General features: G+C 71.6%; 13 protein-coding genes and 1 pseudogene. 8 read left to right on the top strand and 6 right to left on the bottom strand.

Annotated features, from left to right (window positions below; genetic code table 11):
• Positions 1-7: 7 nt before the first annotated feature.
• Entirely contained in the window at positions 8-469 is a 462-nt protein-coding gene (locus tag ACZ7L7_RS10590; RefSeq protein ID WP_285510440.1) for a hypothetical protein, read from the bottom strand.
• 383 nt (positions 470-852) lie between these two features.
• Here ACZ7L7_RS10590 and ACZ7L7_RS10585 point away from each other — a divergent pair, with 383 nt between their 5' ends.
• Both ACZ7L7_RS10585 and ACZ7L7_RS10580 read left to right on the top strand, forming a co-directional pair.
• A complete protein-coding gene (locus tag ACZ7L7_RS10585; protein ID WP_285510441.1) occupies positions 853-2625 on the top strand; it encodes an acetyl/propionyl/methylcrotonyl-CoA carboxylase subunit alpha in 1773 nt (590 codons plus the stop codon).
• Between the two features lie 183 nt (positions 2626-2808).
• Complete coding sequence (locus ACZ7L7_RS10580) at positions 2809-3357, top strand: TetR/AcrR family transcriptional regulator (protein WP_453604063.1); 549 nt, start codon at positions 2809-2811, stop codon at positions 3355-3357.
• A 275-nt stretch (positions 3358-3632) separates the two neighbouring features.
• Here the strand turns inward: ACZ7L7_RS10580 and ACZ7L7_RS10575 are convergent, their stop codons facing one another.
• Together ACZ7L7_RS10575 and ACZ7L7_RS10570 are read right to left on the bottom strand one after the other, a co-directional pair.
• Positions 3633-4568, bottom strand: coding sequence for a DeoR/GlpR family DNA-binding transcription regulator (locus ACZ7L7_RS10575; protein WP_285510442.1), 936 nt, complete (start codon positions 4566-4568; stop codon positions 3633-3635).
• Positions 4569-4734: 166 nt separating this feature from the next.
• Positions 4735-6183 (bottom strand): NAD(P)H-quinone dehydrogenase, encoded by a 1449-nt coding sequence (locus ACZ7L7_RS10570; protein ID WP_285510443.1) that lies wholly within the window; start codon positions 6181-6183, stop codon positions 4735-4737.
• 97 nt (positions 6184-6280) lie between these two features.
• On the opposite strand from ACZ7L7_RS10570, the gene ACZ7L7_RS10565 reads away from it, so the two are divergent.
• Together ACZ7L7_RS10565 and ACZ7L7_RS10560 are read left to right on the top strand one after the other, a co-directional pair.
• Complete coding sequence (locus ACZ7L7_RS10565; protein ID WP_285510444.1) at positions 6281-6718, top strand: gamma-glutamylcyclotransferase family protein; 438 nt, start codon at positions 6281-6283, stop codon at positions 6716-6718.
• A gap of 114 nt (positions 6719-6832) precedes the next feature.
• Positions 6833-7657, top strand: a complete 825-nt coding sequence (locus ACZ7L7_RS10560; protein ID WP_472075545.1) for a purine-nucleoside phosphorylase — start codon at positions 6833-6835, stop codon at positions 7655-7657.
• Positions 7658-7951: 294 nt separating this feature from the next.
• On the opposite strand, the pseudogene ACZ7L7_RS10555 reads toward ACZ7L7_RS10560, so the two are convergent.
• Positions 7952-8103, bottom strand: a pseudogene (locus ACZ7L7_RS10555) (cobyrinate a,c-diamide synthase); the annotation flags it as partial.
• On the opposite strand from ACZ7L7_RS10555, the gene ACZ7L7_RS10550 reads away from it, so the two are divergent.
• Complete coding sequence (locus ACZ7L7_RS10550; protein ID WP_472075543.1) at positions 8097-9728, top strand: phospho-sugar mutase; 1632 nt, start codon at positions 8097-8099, stop codon at positions 9726-9728. The pseudogene ACZ7L7_RS10555 and the gene ACZ7L7_RS10550 overlap by 7 nt on opposite strands.
• A 390-nt stretch (positions 9729-10118) precedes the next feature.
• Here the strand turns inward: ACZ7L7_RS10550 and ACZ7L7_RS10545 are convergent, their stop codons facing one another.
• Together ACZ7L7_RS10545 and ACZ7L7_RS10540 are read right to left on the bottom strand one after the other, a co-directional pair.
• The gene (locus ACZ7L7_RS10545) at positions 10119-11735 is read right to left on the bottom strand and encodes a hypothetical protein (RefSeq protein WP_472075541.1); all 1617 of its coding nucleotides are present in this window, start codon (positions 11733-11735) and stop codon (positions 10119-10121) included.
• Positions 11736-11771: 36 nt separating this feature from the next.
• Complete coding sequence (locus tag ACZ7L7_RS10540; protein ID WP_285510448.1) at positions 11772-12482, bottom strand: PH domain-containing protein; 711 nt, start codon at positions 12480-12482, stop codon at positions 11772-11774.
• 113 nt (positions 12483-12595) lie between these two features.
• Here ACZ7L7_RS10540 and deoC point away from each other — a divergent pair, with 113 nt between their 5' ends.
• From deoC to ACZ7L7_RS10525, 3 genes are read left to right on the top strand one after another with little or no spacing between them, the layout of a single operon-like run.
• Positions 12596-13555 carry a deoxyribose-phosphate aldolase gene (gene deoC, locus ACZ7L7_RS10535; RefSeq protein WP_453600934.1) on the top strand — a complete coding sequence of 320 codons (960 nt, stop codon included), beginning with the start codon at positions 12596-12598 and terminating at the stop codon, positions 13553-13555.
• A gap of 12 nt (positions 13556-13567) precedes the next feature.
• Positions 13568-15013 carry an aldehyde dehydrogenase family protein gene (locus ACZ7L7_RS10530; protein WP_472075539.1) on the top strand — a complete coding sequence of 482 codons (1446 nt, stop codon included), beginning with the start codon at positions 13568-13570 and terminating at the stop codon, positions 15011-15013.
• Positions 15006-15896, top strand: a complete 891-nt coding sequence (locus ACZ7L7_RS10525) for an aldehyde dehydrogenase family protein (protein WP_453600940.1) — start codon at positions 15006-15008, stop codon at positions 15894-15896. Before ACZ7L7_RS10530 ends, ACZ7L7_RS10525 begins: the two co-directional genes overlap by 8 nt.
• Positions 15897-15933 lie beyond the last annotated feature (37 nt).

Below are 15933 nucleotides of genomic sequence, written 5' to 3'. Positions count from 1 at the left end.
CGCCCCCCTACGCCGCAGCCGCCCCGTTCGCCGCGTCCGGCCCAGGCTCCGGCGAGGGACGGGAGTCCGTCGGCTCCGCCTGAACGTCGTACGTCATCAGCAACAGCACGATCAGCCCCAGCACCGTCACCATGAACAGGAACGCCCCGACACCCACCAGCCCCCACGCGAACGCCCCCAGCAGCCCGTGCACGACCGCCGCACTGATCAACAGCACCCGCCCCAGCCCCGCCGCAGGCCGATCCCGCAACGCCACCAGCAGCGCCACGACACCGCACAAGGCGAAGTACACCCCGAAGACAACCCCACCGATCTTCGACGACATCGCCATCACGTCGGAGTCCAGCCCCGCCAGGGACATGTCCTGCCGGTCCACCACCACACCCAGGAACCACTGGACCGCCGCGATACCCAGCGCCTCCACGAAGAGGACGATCGCGACCACCCATGCCACCGGTCTGCGCACCACCGGCCCCCACCCACTTCCGAGCGCTCCAGCGCCGTCCTAGCAGGACTGCGGTTACTCCAAGTACGTTCGAGACATCGCGAACGCTACTAACGGGTAAACCTCGGGACAAGGGTTCTGGGAGAGGCAAAGAATCGTTGGGCCATTCGTAGGGACTCCACAAAGAAACAGAGTGGCCCGCAGCACCTGATGACAGAGACCTTGACCACAGCGGGCGGCTAGGGTTTCCAGGAGGAGTCCTGGGTACCGCGGTGCGACAAGGGATTTCGCGGGTCGAGCGAGCCTCGAATCACGCTCCGTGTGGGCAAGCTCACCATTGGGGACGGGTCGAAGTGCCGTGTCGGCAGTCCCTAAACTCGGCTTGTTTCAAGGAGGGAGCCTCAATCGTGCGCAAGGTGCTCATCGCCAACCGTGGCGAAATCGCTGTCCGCGTGGCCCGGGCCTGTCGGGACGCGGGTATCGCGAGCGTGGCCGTATACGCCGACCCGGACCGGGACGCTCTGCATGTCCGCGCGGCGGATGAGGCGTTCGCCCTGGGCGGTGACACCCCGGCCACCAGCTACCTGGACATGGAGAAGGTCCTCAAGGCGGCGCGCGAGTCGGGGGCGGACGCCATCCACCCCGGCTACGGCTTCCTCTCCGAGAACGCCGACTTCGCCCAGGCCGTCATCGACGCGGGCCTGATCTGGATCGGCCCCCCGCCGCAGGCCATCCGCGACCTCGGTGACAAGGTCGCCGCCCGGCACATCGCCCAGCGGGCCGGCGCCCCGCTGGTCGCCGGTACGCCCGACCCGGTCTCCGGCGCCGACGAGGTCGTCGCCTTCGCCGAGGAGCACGGCCTGCCGATCGCCATCAAGGCCGCCTTCGGCGGCGGTGGCCGCGGTCTGAAGGTCGCCCGCACCCTCGAAGAGGTCCCGGAGCTGTACGACTCGGCGGTCCGCGAGGCCGTCGCCGCGTTCGGCCGCGGCGAGTGCTTCGTCGAGCGCTACCTGGACAAGCCCCGCCACGTGGAGACCCAGTGCCTGGCCGACTCCCACGGCAACGTGGTCGTCGTCTCCACCCGTGACTGCTCCCTCCAGCGCCGCCACCAGAAGCTGGTCGAGGAGGCCCCGGCGCCGTTCCTGTCCGAGGAGCAGAACGCCGAGCTGTACCGCGCCTCCAAGGCCATCCTGAAGGAGGCCGGCTACGTCGGCGCCGGCACCGTCGAGTTCCTCGTCGGCGTGGACGGCACGATCTCCTTCCTTGAGGTCAACACCCGCCTCCAGGTCGAGCACCCGGTCACCGAGGAGGTCACCGGCATCGACCTGGTCCGCGAGATGTTCCGCATCGCCGACGGCGAGGAACTCGGCTACGACGACCCGCAGGTGCGCGGCCACTCCTTCGAGTTCCGCATCAACGGCGAGGACCCGGGCCGCAACTTCCTCCCGGCCCCCGGCACCGTCACCACCTTCGCCCCGCCCACCGGCCCCGGCGTCCGCCTGGACGCGGGCGTGGAGTCCGGCTCGGTCATCGGCCCGGCCTGGGACTCCCTGCTGGCCAAGCTGATCGTCACCGGCGCCACCCGCCAGCAGGCCCTCCAGCGTGCCGCGCGTGCCCTGGAGGAGTTCCAGGTCGAGGGCATGGCCACCGCCATCCCGTTCCACCGCGCGGTCGTCAAGGACCCGGCGTTCGCCCCCGAACTCACCGGCAGCCAGGACCCGTTCACGGTCCACACCCGCTGGATCGAGACCGAGTTCGTCAACGAGATCAAGCCCTTCGCCGCGCCCGCCGACACGGACACGGACGAGGAGCCGGGCCGCGAGACGGTCGTCGTCGAGGTCGGCGGCAAGCGCCTGGAGGTCTCGCTGCCGTCCTCGCTCGGCATGTCGCTGGCCCGTACCGGACTCGCCGCGGGCGCCAAGCCCAAGCGCCGCGCCGCCAAGAAGTCCGGCCCCGTGGCCTCCGGCGACACCCTCGCCTCCCCGATGCAGGGCACCATCGTCAAGGTGGCCGTGGAGGAGGGCCAGGAGGTCAAGGAGGGCGACCTGGTCGTCGTCCTGGAGGCCATGAAGATGGAACAGCCGCTGAACGCCCACAAGTCGGGCACCATCAAGGGCCTGTCCGCCGAGGTCGGCGGGTCCGTCACCTCGGGTGCCGCGATCTGCGAGATCAAGGACTGACGGGTACGACCGCGTCGAGCCGCCCGGTGGACTGGAGCCCCCAGTCCACCGGGCGTTTCGCTGTCCGCGCGGTGGCATCCTGAAGACAGGGCCGGGCGCGGAGGAGAGCAGGTGGAGGCGATGGCGGGCACCGACTCGCACGGGGGCGCGCGGACCGCGGCACCGCGGGCCGCTTCCCGCGCCATGCGCGCCGACGCCCGCCGCAACCACGAGCGGCTGCTCGCCGAGGCCCGCGCCGCCTTCGCCGAGCACGGCACGGAGGCGTCGCTGGAGGACGTCGCCCGCAGGGCCGGGGTCGGCATCGGCACCCTCTACCGCCATTTCCCCAACCGGCACGCCCTGTTGAGCGCGGTCTTCGAGGACGCTGCGGGTGAACTGCTGGACCGGGCCCGGGAGTTGCGGGACGCCCCTGAGCCCTGCGCGGCCCTGGTGACCTGGCTGCGCGAGATGGTGCGGCACGCGACCGAGTACCGGGGCCTGTCCCGGGCGCTGATGGCGGCGACCCAGGACCACTCGTCGGCCCTGGCCCGGTGCAGCGACCCCATCAGACAGGCGGGCACCGAACTGCTGAGCAGGGCCCAGCGGGCGGGCACGGTCCGCGAGGACGTGGCGATCGGGGACCTGCTCCAGCTGACCCACGCCATCGCGCTGGCGGCGGAGGCGACTCCCGGCGACAAGGAACTGGCGGACAGACTACTGACGCTGACCCTGCGGGGCCTGAAACGAACCTGACCACCCGGCGGTACTTACCGCCCGCCAGACACCCGGCCGCACTCACCCGCACACCCGACCGCCCGACCCGCACTCACCACGCGCCCGACGACCGGCCATACCTACCGCCCACCCGCCAGACGACCGGACTGTACTCACCGCGCGACCGACCGGCGGTACTTACCGCCCGCCAGACACCCGCCCGCACTCACCCGTACGCCCGGCCGAACGGCCCGTACTCAGCACGCACGCCCCGTCCGGTCTGTAACTACCGCACGCCGACCGTCCGGCCGTACCTACCGCCGCCGAAGATCGGCGACCCGGGCCCGCTCGGCCCCCGGAACCGGCTCGCCCAGTACGGTCGAGCGCAGGCCGCCCGGAGCCGCCCGCCTAGGGCCCGGCACGGACCTCGTCCGCCGCGCCGGGACGTCGTCACCCCCCTGGTTGCCGCTCGCCCCGGCCACGGCGATCTGCACCCCCTGATCGGCAAGGGCCTGCAGTTCGGTCTGGGCGCGGTCGTCATGGGCCGGCGGCTCGTCGGTCACCAGCCGGGTGATCACATCCGTGGGCACGGTCTGGAACATGGTGTCCGTGCCGAGCTTGGTGTGGTCGGCGAGGACGACGACCTCGGCGGCGGCCTGCACCAGCGCGCGGTCGACGGAGGCCGAGAGCATGTTGGACGTGGACAGTCCGCGCTCGGCGGTCAGACCGCTGCCGGAGAGGAAGGCCCGGGAGACCCGCAGCCCCTGCAGGGACTGCTCGGCGCCGGAGCCGACCAGGGCGTAGTTGGAACCGCGCAGAGTGCCGCCGGTCATCACGACTTCCACCCGGTTCGCGTGGGCCAGCGCCTGGGCCACCAGCAGGGAGTTGGTGACGACGGTCAGCCCGGGGACCCGGGCCAGCCGGCGGGCCAGCTCCTGCGTGGTCGTACCGGCCCCGACCACGATGGCCTCGCCCTCTTCGACGAAGTTCGCGGCGAGGTCGGCGATGGCCGTCTTCTCGGCGGTCGCGAGATGAGACTTCTGCGGAAAGCCGGACTCCCGCGTGAACCCGCCCGGCAATACCGCACCGCCATGCCGGCGGTCGAGGAGTCCTTCTGCCTCCAGAGCGCGCACGTCCCGCCGTACGGTCACTTCGGAGGTCTGGACGACGCGGGCGAGCTCACGGAGCGACACGGCCCCGTTCGCTCGCACCATTTCGAGGATCAATTGGCGACGTTCTGCAGCGAACACGAAACTGACAGTAACCCCAACGACCGTCTGCTTTCAGCAGTTTGCGCCGAATAACAGAAGTTGTTCGCACAGCACCCCGGGAAGTGGTATAGGACTTGTTCCCGGCGCAATTGCCGCACACCTGCCCGACAACTCCCCCTGACCAGCGGGGAGTCGGGACGGGCCGTCAGACCTCGGTGTCGGCCTTGCGATTGTGGAGCTGCCGCGCGACCTCCGCGATCGACCCCGAAAGAGACGGGTACACGGTGAACGCGTTCGCGATCTGTTCGACCGTCAGATTGTTGTCGACGGCGATCGAGATCGGATGGATCAGTTCCGAGGCGCGCGGGGCCACCACGACACCGCCGACGACGATGCCCGTGCCGGGACGGCAGAAGATCTTCACGAAGCCGTCCCGGATGCCCTGCATCTTGGCGCGCGGGTTGCGCAGCAGGGGCAGCTTGACGACCCGGGCGTCGATCTTGCCCGCCTCGACATCGGCCTGGGTGTAGCCGACGGTGGCGATCTCGGGGTCGGTGAAGACGTTCGAGGAGACCGTCTTGAGGTTCAGCGGGGCCACCGCGTCGCCGAGGAAGTGGTACATGGCGATACGTCCCTGCATCGCCGCCACCGAGGCGAGCGCGAAGACCCCGGTGACGTCACCGGCCGCGTACACGCCCGGAGCCGTGGTGCGGGAGACCCGGTCGGTCCAGATGTGCCCGGAGTCGCGGAGCTTGACCCCGGCCTCCTCCAGGCCCAGGCCCGCGCTGTTGGGGATGGCGCCGACCGCCATCAGGCAGTGGGTGCCGCTGATGACCCGGCCGTCGGCGAGGGTGACCTCGACCCGGTCGCCGACCCGCTTGGCGGCGGCGGCGCGGGAGCGGGCCATGACGTTCATGCCGCGGCGGCGGAAGACGTCCTCCAGCACGGCGGCGGCGTCCGGGTCCTCACCGGGCAGCACGCGGTCGCGGGAGGAGACGAGGGTGACCCGGGAGCCGAGCGCCTGGTAGGCACCGGCGAACTCGGCGCCGGTGACACCGGAACCGACCACGATCAGCTCTTCGGGCAGCTCGGTGAGGTCGTAGACCTGGGTCCAGTTGAGGATGCGCTCGCCGTCGGGCTGGGCGTCGGGCACCTCGCGCGGGTGACCGCCGGTGGCGATGAGCACGGCGTCGGCGACCAGGGTCTCCTCGCTGCCGTCGGCGGCGGTGACGACGACCTTGCGGGAGCCGTCGAGGGCCTGCATGCCGTCCAGCCGGCCGCGGCCGCGCATGACCCGGGCGCCCGCGCGGGTGACGGAGGCGGTGATGTCGTGCGACTGGGCGAGCGCGAGGCGCTTGACACGCCGGTTCACCTTGCCGAGGTCCACACCGACCACCCGGGCGGCCTGCTCCAGCGGCGGGGTGTCGTCGGCGACGATGATGCCGAGCTCTTCGTAGGAGGAGTCGAAGGTGGTCATCACCTCGGCGGTGGCGATGAGGGTCTTCGACGGCACGCAGTCGGTGAGCACCGACGCGCCGCCGAGGCCGTCGCTGTCGACGACGGTCACCTCCGCGCCGAGCTGCGCGGCGACCAGCGCCGCTTCATATCCGCCGGGTCCGCCACCGATGATCACGATCCGAGTCACGTACTCCATTGTCCCGCACCTGACCCCGTGCTACGTTCCGGGGCCCTCCCCGAGACCCCACTGTTACGGGAGAGGCGGCCGTTGCGCCCTGCCGTACTCTCTGTGCATGTCGCTCTACGCCGCCTACGCCACGAACCTCGACGCGCGGCTGATGACCCGCCGCGCCCCGCACTCGCCGCTGCGCGCCACCGGCTGGCTGAACGGGTGGCGGCTGACGTTCGGGGGGGAGCAGATGGGCTGGGAGGGCGCCCTGGCGACGATCGTCGAGGACCCGAAGTCCCAGGTCTTCGTCGCGCTCTACGACATCGCCCCCATGGACGAGGAGTCCCTGGACCGCTGGGAGGGCGTCGGCCTCGACATCTACCGCCGGGCGCGGGTCCGGGCGGTCACCCTGGACGGCGAGGAGCCGGCCTGGGTCTACGTCCTCAACGGCTACGAGGGTGGCCTGCCGTCGGCCCGGTACCTCGGCGAGATCGCCGACGCGGCGGAGTCGGCGGGCGCGCCGCACGACTATGTGATGGAGCTGCGCAAGCGCCCGTGCTGAGGGGTGCCGGTCCGTCCGGTTCCCGCCTTTCGTCGGAAACAACAAGACAACGATCCCCAACCCGTGGGCTCTGTCATCTACGCGCGTAGGCAATCACCGGCTACCCTCATCGGCGTGAACGCATCTCTTCTTCCGGACGACATCCAGGGCGACCCGTACGCCGCCGCTGACGCCGCCGCCGCTCGCCTGCGCGAACTGACGGGGGCCGAGACCCACGACGTCGTCCTAGTGATGGGCTCCGGCTGGGCACCGGCCGTGGACGCCCTCGGCGAGCCCGAGGCCGAGTTCCAGGTCACCGAGCTGCCCGGTTTCCCGCCGCCCGCGGTCGAGGGCCACGGCGGCAAGATCCGCTCGTACAAGATCGGCGACAAGCGGGCGCTGGTCTTCCTCGGGCGCACGCACTACTACGAGGGCCGTGGTGTGGCCGCGGTCGCGCACGGCGTGCGTACGGCGGTGGCGGCGGGCGCCAAGACGGTCGTCCTGACCAACGGCTGCGGCGGTCTGCGCGAGGGCATGCGCCCCGGGCAGCCGGTGCTGATCAGCGACCACATCAACCTCACGGCGACGTCGCCGATCGTGGGCGCGAACTTCGTCGACCTCACGGACCTGTACTCGCCGCGGCTGCGGGCGCTGTGCAAGGAGATCGACGAGACGCTGGAGGAGGGGGTGTACGCCCAGTTCCCCGGCCCGCACTACGAGACTCCCGCCGAGATCCGTATGGCCCGCGTGATCGGCGCGGACCTGGTCGGCATGTCGACGGTCCTGGAGGCCATCGCGGCGCGTGAGGCGGGCGCGGAGGTGCTCGGTATCTCCCTGGTGACCAACCTCGCCGCGGGCATGACGGGCGAGCCCCTGAACCACGAGGAGGTCCTCCAGGCCGGCCGCGACAGCGCGACCCGGATGGGGGCGTTGCTGACCCAGGTGCTGGGCCGGCTGTAGCCGGACCGGGGCTTTGTTCGCCCCCACCGCCCCTGCCCGTCCCACACCGGGGGCTGCGCCCCCGGCCCCCGCCAGTCGGCCCTGAACGGGCCTCGTCCTCAAACGCCGGACGGGCTGAAGAATCCACCGGCACCCGCCAAGGCGCCGACGAGGCCGTTCAGGCCGGACCCCGCCCACCCGCGAGGGCTCTGCCCACCCGGCCCAGCCGCCTTCAGCCCGTCCGGCGCTTGAGGACGAGGCCGTTCAGGCCGAACCCGCCCACCCACGAGGGCTCTGCCCACCCGGCCCAGCCGCCTTCAGCCCGTCCGGCGCTTGAGGACGAGGCCGTTCAGGCCGATAGGGGGGTCCGGGGGCGCAGCCCCCGGGGACGGGACGGGTAGGGGCGGCGGGGGCGAGAAAACGAACCGCCGAGACGACACCGAACACGAGAGGGACCGACGTGCACGACGATCTCATCGCCCGGGCCGAGGCATGGCTCGCCGAGGACCCCGACGCGGACACCCGCGCCGAACTCGCCGACCTCATCGAAGCCAAGGACCACGCGGAGCTCACCGCACGCTTCTCCGGCACCCTCCAGTTCGGCACCGCCGGCCTCCGCGGCGAGCTCGGCGCAGGCCCCATGCGCATGAACCGCGCCGTCGTCATCCGCGCCGCCGCCGGCCTCGCCGCGTACCTGAAGAAGCAGGGCCAGGAAGGCGGCCTCGTCGTCATCGGCTACGACGCCCGCCACAAGTCCCATGACTTCGCCCAGGACACCGCCGCCGTCATGACCGGCGCCGGCCTGCTCGCGGCGGTCCTCCCCCGCCCCCTCCCCACCCCCGTCCTCGCCTACGCCATAAGGCACCTCGGCGCGGTCGCCGGCGTGGAGGTCACCGCCAGCCACAACCCGCCCCGCGACAACGGCTACAAGGTCTACCTCGGCGACGGCTCCCAGATCGTGCCCCCCGCCGACGCGGAGATCGCCGCCGAGATCGCCGCCATCGGCTCCCTCAACGACGTCCCCCGCCCCACCGAGGGCTGGGAGACCCTGGACGACTCGGTCCTTGACGCCTACCTCGCCCGCACCGACGCCGTCCTCGCCGAGGGCTCCCCGCGCACCGCCCGCACGGTGTACACGGCCATGCACGGCGTCGGCAAGGACGTCCTCCTCGCCGCCTTCGAGCGGGCCGGCTTCCCCGCCCCGGCGCTGGTCGCCGAACAGGCCGACCCGGACCCGGAGTTCCCGACGGTCGCCTTCCCCAACCCGGAAGAGCCCGGCGCGATGGACCTCGCCTTCGCCAAGGCCCGCGAGACGGACCCGGACCTGGTCATCGCCAACGACCCCGACGCCGACCGCTGCGCCGTGGCCGTGAAGGACGGCGGCGAGTGGCGGATGCTGCGCGGCGACGAGGTCGGTGCGCTGCTCGCCGCGCACCTGGTGCGGCGCGGGGCGACCGGCACGTTCGCGGAGTCCATCGTCTCCTCCTCCCTGCTCGGCCGGATCGCGGAGGCGGCGCAACTGCCGTACGAGGAGACGCTGACCGGCTTCAAGTGGATCGCCCGCGTGGAGGGCCTGCGCTACGGCTACGAGGAGGCCCTCGGCTACTGCGTCGACCCGGACGGCGTACGCGACAAGGACGGCATCACGGCCGCGCTGCTCATCACCGAACTCGCCTCCGAGCTGAAGGAACAGGGCCGCACCCTGCTCGACCTCCTCGACGACCTGGCCGTGGAGCACGGGCTGCACGCCACCGACCAGCTCTCGGTCCGGGTGGAGGACCTCTCGGTCATCGCCGACGCCATGCGCCGCCTGCGCGAACAGCCGCCGACGGAACTGGCGGGCCTCGCCATCACCCGGGCCGAGGACCTCACCAAGGGCACGGACAGGCTCCCGCCCACCGACGGCCTGCGCTACACCCTGGACGGCGCCCGCGTCATCGTCCGCCCCAGCGGCACGGAGCCCAAGCTGAAGTGCTACCTGGAGGTCGTGGTCCCGGTCGCGGACCCCGGTGCCCTCCCGGCGGCACGCGCGAAGGCCACGGAACTCCTGGCGGCGATCAAGCGGGACCTCTCGACCGCGGCGGGCATCTGACGACCACGCCGTACCCGAAAGCTGATGGGGTGCCCCCGGCCGGGGGCACCCCATCAGTTTTCAGCGGCCGAAGCGGCGACACGGGGCCCGCGGCAATCGGCAGACCCGAGCCACCAACACACCGAAACACAGCCCCACAACGCGCCCAAACCCACCAAACACCGCGGCCAAACCCACCGAACCGACCACCACCGAAGACCCACCCGCACCACGGGCACCGACCAGCAGCCGCATGCTCCACCAAGCCCGGCCCAGCCCCCGGGCCCCCGGCCCGCGAAACCCTCAGCTCACGAGCCCCCGGCCGTCGGGCCCCCGGCCCGCAAGCCCCGGCCCCCGGCCACAACCCCGCCCCCAAGCAGGCGCAAGCCACGACTCACCGTCCGGCCACCGTCACAGATTCACCCGGGCCAGAACCAGAACCGCCACCCAGCCAACCGCCAGCGCCGCCGCCCACGGCCACAGCACCCGCCCGCGCTCACGTTCGTCGCTCTCGCCCGTGGGCCGCAGAGACGGGTCTGCGATCAGTGTCGTCAGCTGCGCCGCCAGCCGGTCGTACGGGTGGACCAGCCCGCGTCGGCGCTGGAGGCGCTTCCAGCCGGGTGCCGAGACCGCCCAGGACTCGCCGCCGCGCCGGCGCAGCTTCAGTTCCAGGGACTGGTGACGGGCCGAGAGGAGTTGGTCCCAGGGGATGTGGGTGACCTTGGTCAGGCCGTTGATCCACAGGCCGGAGCGGTCCGCCGTGATGCGCCACGCCAGCTTCACCGGCACCCGGGCCGCGCCCCATACGCCGATCAGGCCCACCAGGGCCTGCTCCCAGAGCGCGTTGCCGGGGTCCGTGAAGGAGCGCCAGCCGATCCAGACACCCCACTGCACGAGGATCAGCGTGGCCAGCGCGTCCAGCCATCCCGCCCGCCAGCGCAGTACGGGCTGTACGGGCACCGCCACCTCGGGCAGGGCCTCCTCGCTCGGCAGGACGGTCAGCGGCCGTACGGGGCCGTCCGACCGCTCCAGCACGGGCTCCTCGGGCTCCTCCCCCGGCTCCTCATCCGCGCTGACCAGCACCACTTCGGCACCGTCGTACGGAACCCCGTAGAGCACGGCCTCGCGCAGCGGACCCGGCGCGTCGTCGTCGAGCATTTCCAGGAGGGCGGCCTCGTCGTCGTCCTCGTCCTCGCCGGAATCCCCGGCGCCGGACTTCCCCTCGCCGGGCTCCTCCTCGTCGAGATCCACCTCACCCACCGACACCGCGAACAGCGGCCGCTCCGCATGCACGTCGTCCGCCGCGAAGACCTCCGTCCGCGCCTGTGTCCCCTCGCGCACCAGCACCCGCAGCACGGGAACCGGCGCGGCGAGCAGACGCCGGGCCCGGACCCGCCCCAGCGCACCCGACACGACGATCGACAGCCCCAGCCCCGCCAGCAGGAAGCCGACCGTCGGAGCGGTCCCGTCGGAGGACAGGGCCGTCAGCGCGCCGCCGGCCGCCAGCGCGACGAGTCCCCAGCCGATGAGGAATCGCCCCCGCCGCAGCGGGACCCCGGCCCCCGGCACCGGTGCCACCGCACCCCCGGCGGCCTCCATGGCGTACGCCTTCTGCCTCCGCCGCGCCCGCAACCGCACCTCGGCGAGTACCAGCGACGCCACGGCGACGGCCCCGGCCGACACCAGCGTCGGCCACCCGGTCCGCTCCGTGACGACCACCGCGGCCACGAGCGCCGGCGCCGACACCCGCACCAGCTCCGGCCGCAGCAGCACCCACAGGACCTGGAGGGGCAGCAGGGCGGCCAGGTACGGCTCCAGTCCGGCGTAGCCCAGTGCTACGGCGGTGCCGCACAGGGTGAGTGTGACTACCTCGTCGCGGACCCCGCGAAGATGTGGCAGCAGCCACCGCGGCGGCAGGGCCGAGAGCCAGCGTCGGGTCTGCTCCCCGGTCCAGGCGGGGCATCCCTCGGGTATGGCGGAGTCGGCCAGCGGCCGGGGTACGGACGGCGGAACAAGATCAGTACTCATCGTCTGCCAGACGACGGAACGGCGCCGACGGTTGCATCAGCCCGTCGCCAGCAGCACCGCAAGCAGCACCGCCCCGGCGACCATCGGCGCGATCAGCTCGTACGCCCAGCGCACCGTGACCTCGCCCTGCGCGGACTCCTCCTTCTCCCGCGCCTCCATCAGCTCGCGCAGTTCGTCCATCACCTTGTCGGTCTCGGCCCGCGCGGGCTCGTTGGGGTCGATGTCACCACCGAGACCGCCGCTGAGACCGCCGCCCAGGCCCCCGAACCCGCCGAGGCCCCCGAATCCGCCGCCCCGGCCGCTCCGGCCCCCGCCCTTGCGCTCGGACTCGGCCCTCGCCTGCCGTCGCGCGGCCTTCTTGCGGGCCCTCAGCGACACCGGAATCGCCCACAGCTGGAACTTCCCCCCGGACTTCGCGACGACCTCATTGGAGTAACCGGAGCGCAGCGAAGCGACCTCGCCCCACGGCAGCACGATCAGCCGGAGCGGGTTGCGCACACGCAGCCGGTCCTCGTTGGCGAAGACGGCGGGGCGCAGGGTGAAGGCGACCACCAGGGGCACGACGAGGATCAGCGTGGCCAGGGACAGCCAGGGCGTGCGCCCGTCCCCGTGGATCAGCGCGTCGATGCCCAGCCAGCCCACGAGGCCCAGCAGCAGGACGCCGCCGGTGATGCCCATGGGTGAGCGGTACACCCGGTCCCTGGTGGATGGAACCGGCGCTGATGAGGGGTGTCCCGGGGTCGTCATGGCCCCGATTGTGCACGACGCCCCGGGCAGCGCTCATTCGCGGTGCCGACTCCGAAGATGAGCGCCCGGGGGTGTACAGCCGCTACGCGCGTAGATATGCTCGTCTGGTGACCATGCCCACCAATGCACACACCGCAGCGCCCCTCTCGGACGTCACCTCCTCCGACAGCACGCTGCGCCGCTTCCTCCACGGGCTGCCCGGCGTCGACGCGGTCGGCCTGGAGGCGCGCGCCGCCTCCCTCGGCACCCGTTCCATCAAGACGACCGCCAAGGCGTACGCCATCGACCTCGCGATCTCGATGGTCGACCTGACGACGCTGGAAGGCGCGGACACCCCGGGCAAGGTCCGGGCGCTCGGCGCCAAGGCGGTCCTCCCCGACCCGACCGACCGCACCACGCCCACCACCGCGGCGGTCTGCGTCTACCCCGACATGGTGGCCGTCGCCAAGGAGGCCGTCGCCGGTTCCGGCGTGAAGGTCGCCTCCGTCGCCACCGCGTTCCCGGCGGGCCGCGCCGCGCTGGAGGTGAAGCTGGCCGACGTCCGTGACGCCGTCGCCGCGGGCGCCGACGAAATCGACATGGTCATCGACCGGGGCGCGTTCCTCGCGGGCAAGTACCTGAAGGTGTACGACGAGATCGTCGCCGTGAAGGAGGCCTGCGGCACGAGCGCCCGCCTCAAGGTCATCTTCGAGACGGGCGAGCTGTCGACGTACGACAACATCCGCCGGGCGAGCTGGCTCGGCATGCTGGCGGGCGCCGACTTCATCAAGACCTCCACCGGCAAGGTCGCCGTCAACGCCACCCCGGCCAACACCCTGCTCATGCTGGAGGCGGTGCGCGACTTCCGCGCCCAGACCGGTGTGCAGGTCGGTGTGAAGCCCGCGGGCGGCATCCGTACGAGCAAGGACGCGATCAAGTTCCTGGTGCTCGTCAACGAGACCGCCGGCCCGGACTGGCTGGACAACCACTGGTTCCGGTTCGGCGCCTCCTCCCTCCTGAACGACCTGCTGATGCAGCGGCAGAAGCTGGCCACCGGCCGCTACTCCGGTCCCGACTACGTGACGGTGGACTGAGACCCCATGACTGTGGAAAAGCAGACTTCCGTATTCGAATACGCCCCGGCGCCCGAGTCCCGCTCGGTCGTCGACATCGCCCCGTCCTACGGCCTGTTCATCGACGGCGAGTTCGTCGAGGCCGCCGACGGCAAGGTCTTCAAGACCGTCTCCCCGAGCACCGAGGAGGTGCTCTCCGAGGTCGCCCAGGCCGGTGAGGCGGACGTCGACCGGGCCGTGCGGGCCGCCCGCAAGGCGTTCGAGAAGTGGTCGGCGCTGCCCGGTGCCGAGCGCGCCAAGTACCTGTTCCGTATCGCCCGGATCATCCAGGAGCGCAGCCGTGAGCTGGCGGTCCTGGAGACCCTGGACAACGGCAAGCCGATCAAGGAGACCCGCGACGCGGACCTGCCGCTGGTCGCCGCGCACTTCTTCTACTACGCGGGCTGGGCCGACAAGCTCGACCACGCCGGGTTCGGCGCGAACCCGCGTCCGCTGGGCGTGGCCGGCCAGGTCATCCCGTGGAACTTCCCGCTGCTGATGCTGGCGTGGAAGATCGCCCCGGCGCTGGCCACCGGCAACACCGTGGTCCTCAAGCCCGCCGAGACGACCCCGCTGTCGGCACTGTTCTTCGCGGACATCTGCCGCCAGGCGGGCCTGCCGAAGGGCGTCGTCAACATCCTTCCCGGCTACGGCGACACGGGCGCCGCCCTGGTCGCGCACCCGGACGTGAACAAGGTGGCCTTCACCGGCTCCACCGCGGTCGGCAAGCAGATCGCGCGGACGGTCGCGGGCACCCGCAAGAAGCTCACCCTGGAACTGGGCGGCAAGGGCGCCAACATCGTCTTCGACGACGCCCCGATCGACCAGGCCGTCGAGGGCATCGTCAACGGCATCTTCTTCAACCAGGGCCAGGTCTGCTGCGCGGGCAGCCGTCTGCTGGTGCAGGAGTCGATCCAGGACGAGCTGCTGGACTCGCTCAAGCGCCGTCTGTCGACGCTGCGGCTCGGCGACCCGCTGGACAAGAACACCGACATCGGCGCGATCAACTCCGAGGAGCAGCTGGCCCGGATCACCTCGCTGGTGGAGAAGGGCGAGGCGGAGGGCGGCGAGCGCTGGTCGCCGGCCTGCGAACTGCCCGAGAGCGGCTACTGGTTCGCCCCGACGCTGTTCACCAACGTCACCCAGGCGCACACCATCGCCCGCGACGAGATCTTCGGCCCGGTGCTGTCGGTGCTGACCTTCCGTACCCCGGACGAGGCGGTCGCCAAGGCCAACAACAGCCAGTACGGCCTGTCCGCGGGCATCTGGACGGAGAAGGGCTCCCGCATCCTGGCCGTCGCGAGCAAGCTGCGCGCGGGCGTGATCTGGTCCAACACGTTCAACAAGTTCGACCCGACCTCGCCGTTCGGCGGCTACAAGGAGTCGGGCTTCGGCCGCGAGGGCGGCCGCCACGGCCTGGAGGCGTACCTCGATGTCTGATGCCACCCGACTTTCCGTCTTCAAGACCTACAAGCTGTACGTCGGGGGCAAGTTCCCCCGTTCCGAGAGCGGCCGGGTGTACGAAGTGACCGACTCCAAGGGCAACTGGCTGGCCAACGCGCCGCTCTCGTCCCGCAAGGACGCCCGTGACGCGGTGGTCGCCGCGCGCAAGGCGTTCGGCGGCTGGTCGGGGGCGACGGCGTACAACCGCGGCCAGGTGCTGTACCGGGTCGCGGAGATGCTGGAGGGCCGCCGCGAGCAGTTCGTGCGCGAGGTGGCCGACGCCGAGGGCCTGTCGAAGTCGAAGGCGGCGGCCCAGGTGGACGCGGCGATCGACCGCTGGGTCTGGTACGCGGGCTGGACCGACAAGATCGCCCAGGTCGTCGGCGGCGGAAACCCGGTCGCCGGCCCGTACTTCAACCTCTCCTCGCCCGAACCGACCGGCGTGGTGGTCGTGCTGGCCCCGCAGGACTCGTCGTTCCTGGGCCTGGTCTCGGTGCTCGCCCCAGTGATCGCGACCGGCAACACCGCGGTCGTGATCGCCGGCGAGAAGTCCCCGCTCCCGGCCCTGTCCCTGGCCGAGGTGCTGGCCACCTCCGACGTGCCCGGCGGCGTGGTCAACGTCCTGTCGGGGCGTACGGCGGAGATCGCCGCCCCGCTGGCCGCGCACCAGGACGTCAACGCGATCGACCTCGCGGGCGCCGACGAGGAGCTGGCCAAGGAGCTGGAGATCGCGGCGGCGGACAACCTCAAGCGCGTTCTCCGTCCACAGCCTGTGGATTACTCGGCGACTCCGGGCATCGACCGCATGACGGCGTTCCTGGAGACCAAGACGGTCTGGCACCCCACGGGGTCACTGGGCGCGTCCGGCTCCGCGTACTAGAAGCCTTTCAGGGGCCTTCAGGGGCCTTTCAGGGCCA

The organism is Streptomyces sp. NPDC110618 (genome assembly GCF_055657065.1).
This window is presented reverse-complemented; position numbering and strand designations above follow the sequence as displayed.

Coding starts and splice junctions, on each gene's coding strand:
- ACZ7L7_RS10545 (WP_472075541.1), bottom strand. CDS start 11,735: ATGAGTACTGATCTTGTTCCGCCGTCCGTACCCCGGCCGCTGGCCGAC.
- ACZ7L7_RS10570 (WP_285510443.1), bottom strand. CDS start 6,183: ATGGAGTACGTGACTCGGATCGTGATCATCGGTGGCGGACCCGGCGGA.
- ACZ7L7_RS10525 (WP_453600940.1), top strand. CDS start 15,006: ATGTCTGATGCCACCCGACTTTCCGTCTTCAAGACCTACAAGCTGTAC.
- deoC (WP_453600934.1), top strand. CDS start 12,596: ATGCCCACCAATGCACACACCGCAGCGCCCCTCTCGGACGTCACCTCC.
- ACZ7L7_RS10565 (WP_285510444.1), top strand. CDS start 6,281: ATGTCGCTCTACGCCGCCTACGCCACGAACCTCGACGCGCGGCTGATG.
- ACZ7L7_RS10540 (WP_285510448.1), bottom strand. CDS start 12,482: ATGACGACCCCGGGACACCCCTCATCAGCGCCGGTTCCATCCACCAGG.
- ACZ7L7_RS10580 (WP_453604063.1), top strand. CDS start 2,809: ATGCGCGCCGACGCCCGCCGCAACCACGAGCGGCTGCTCGCCGAGGCC.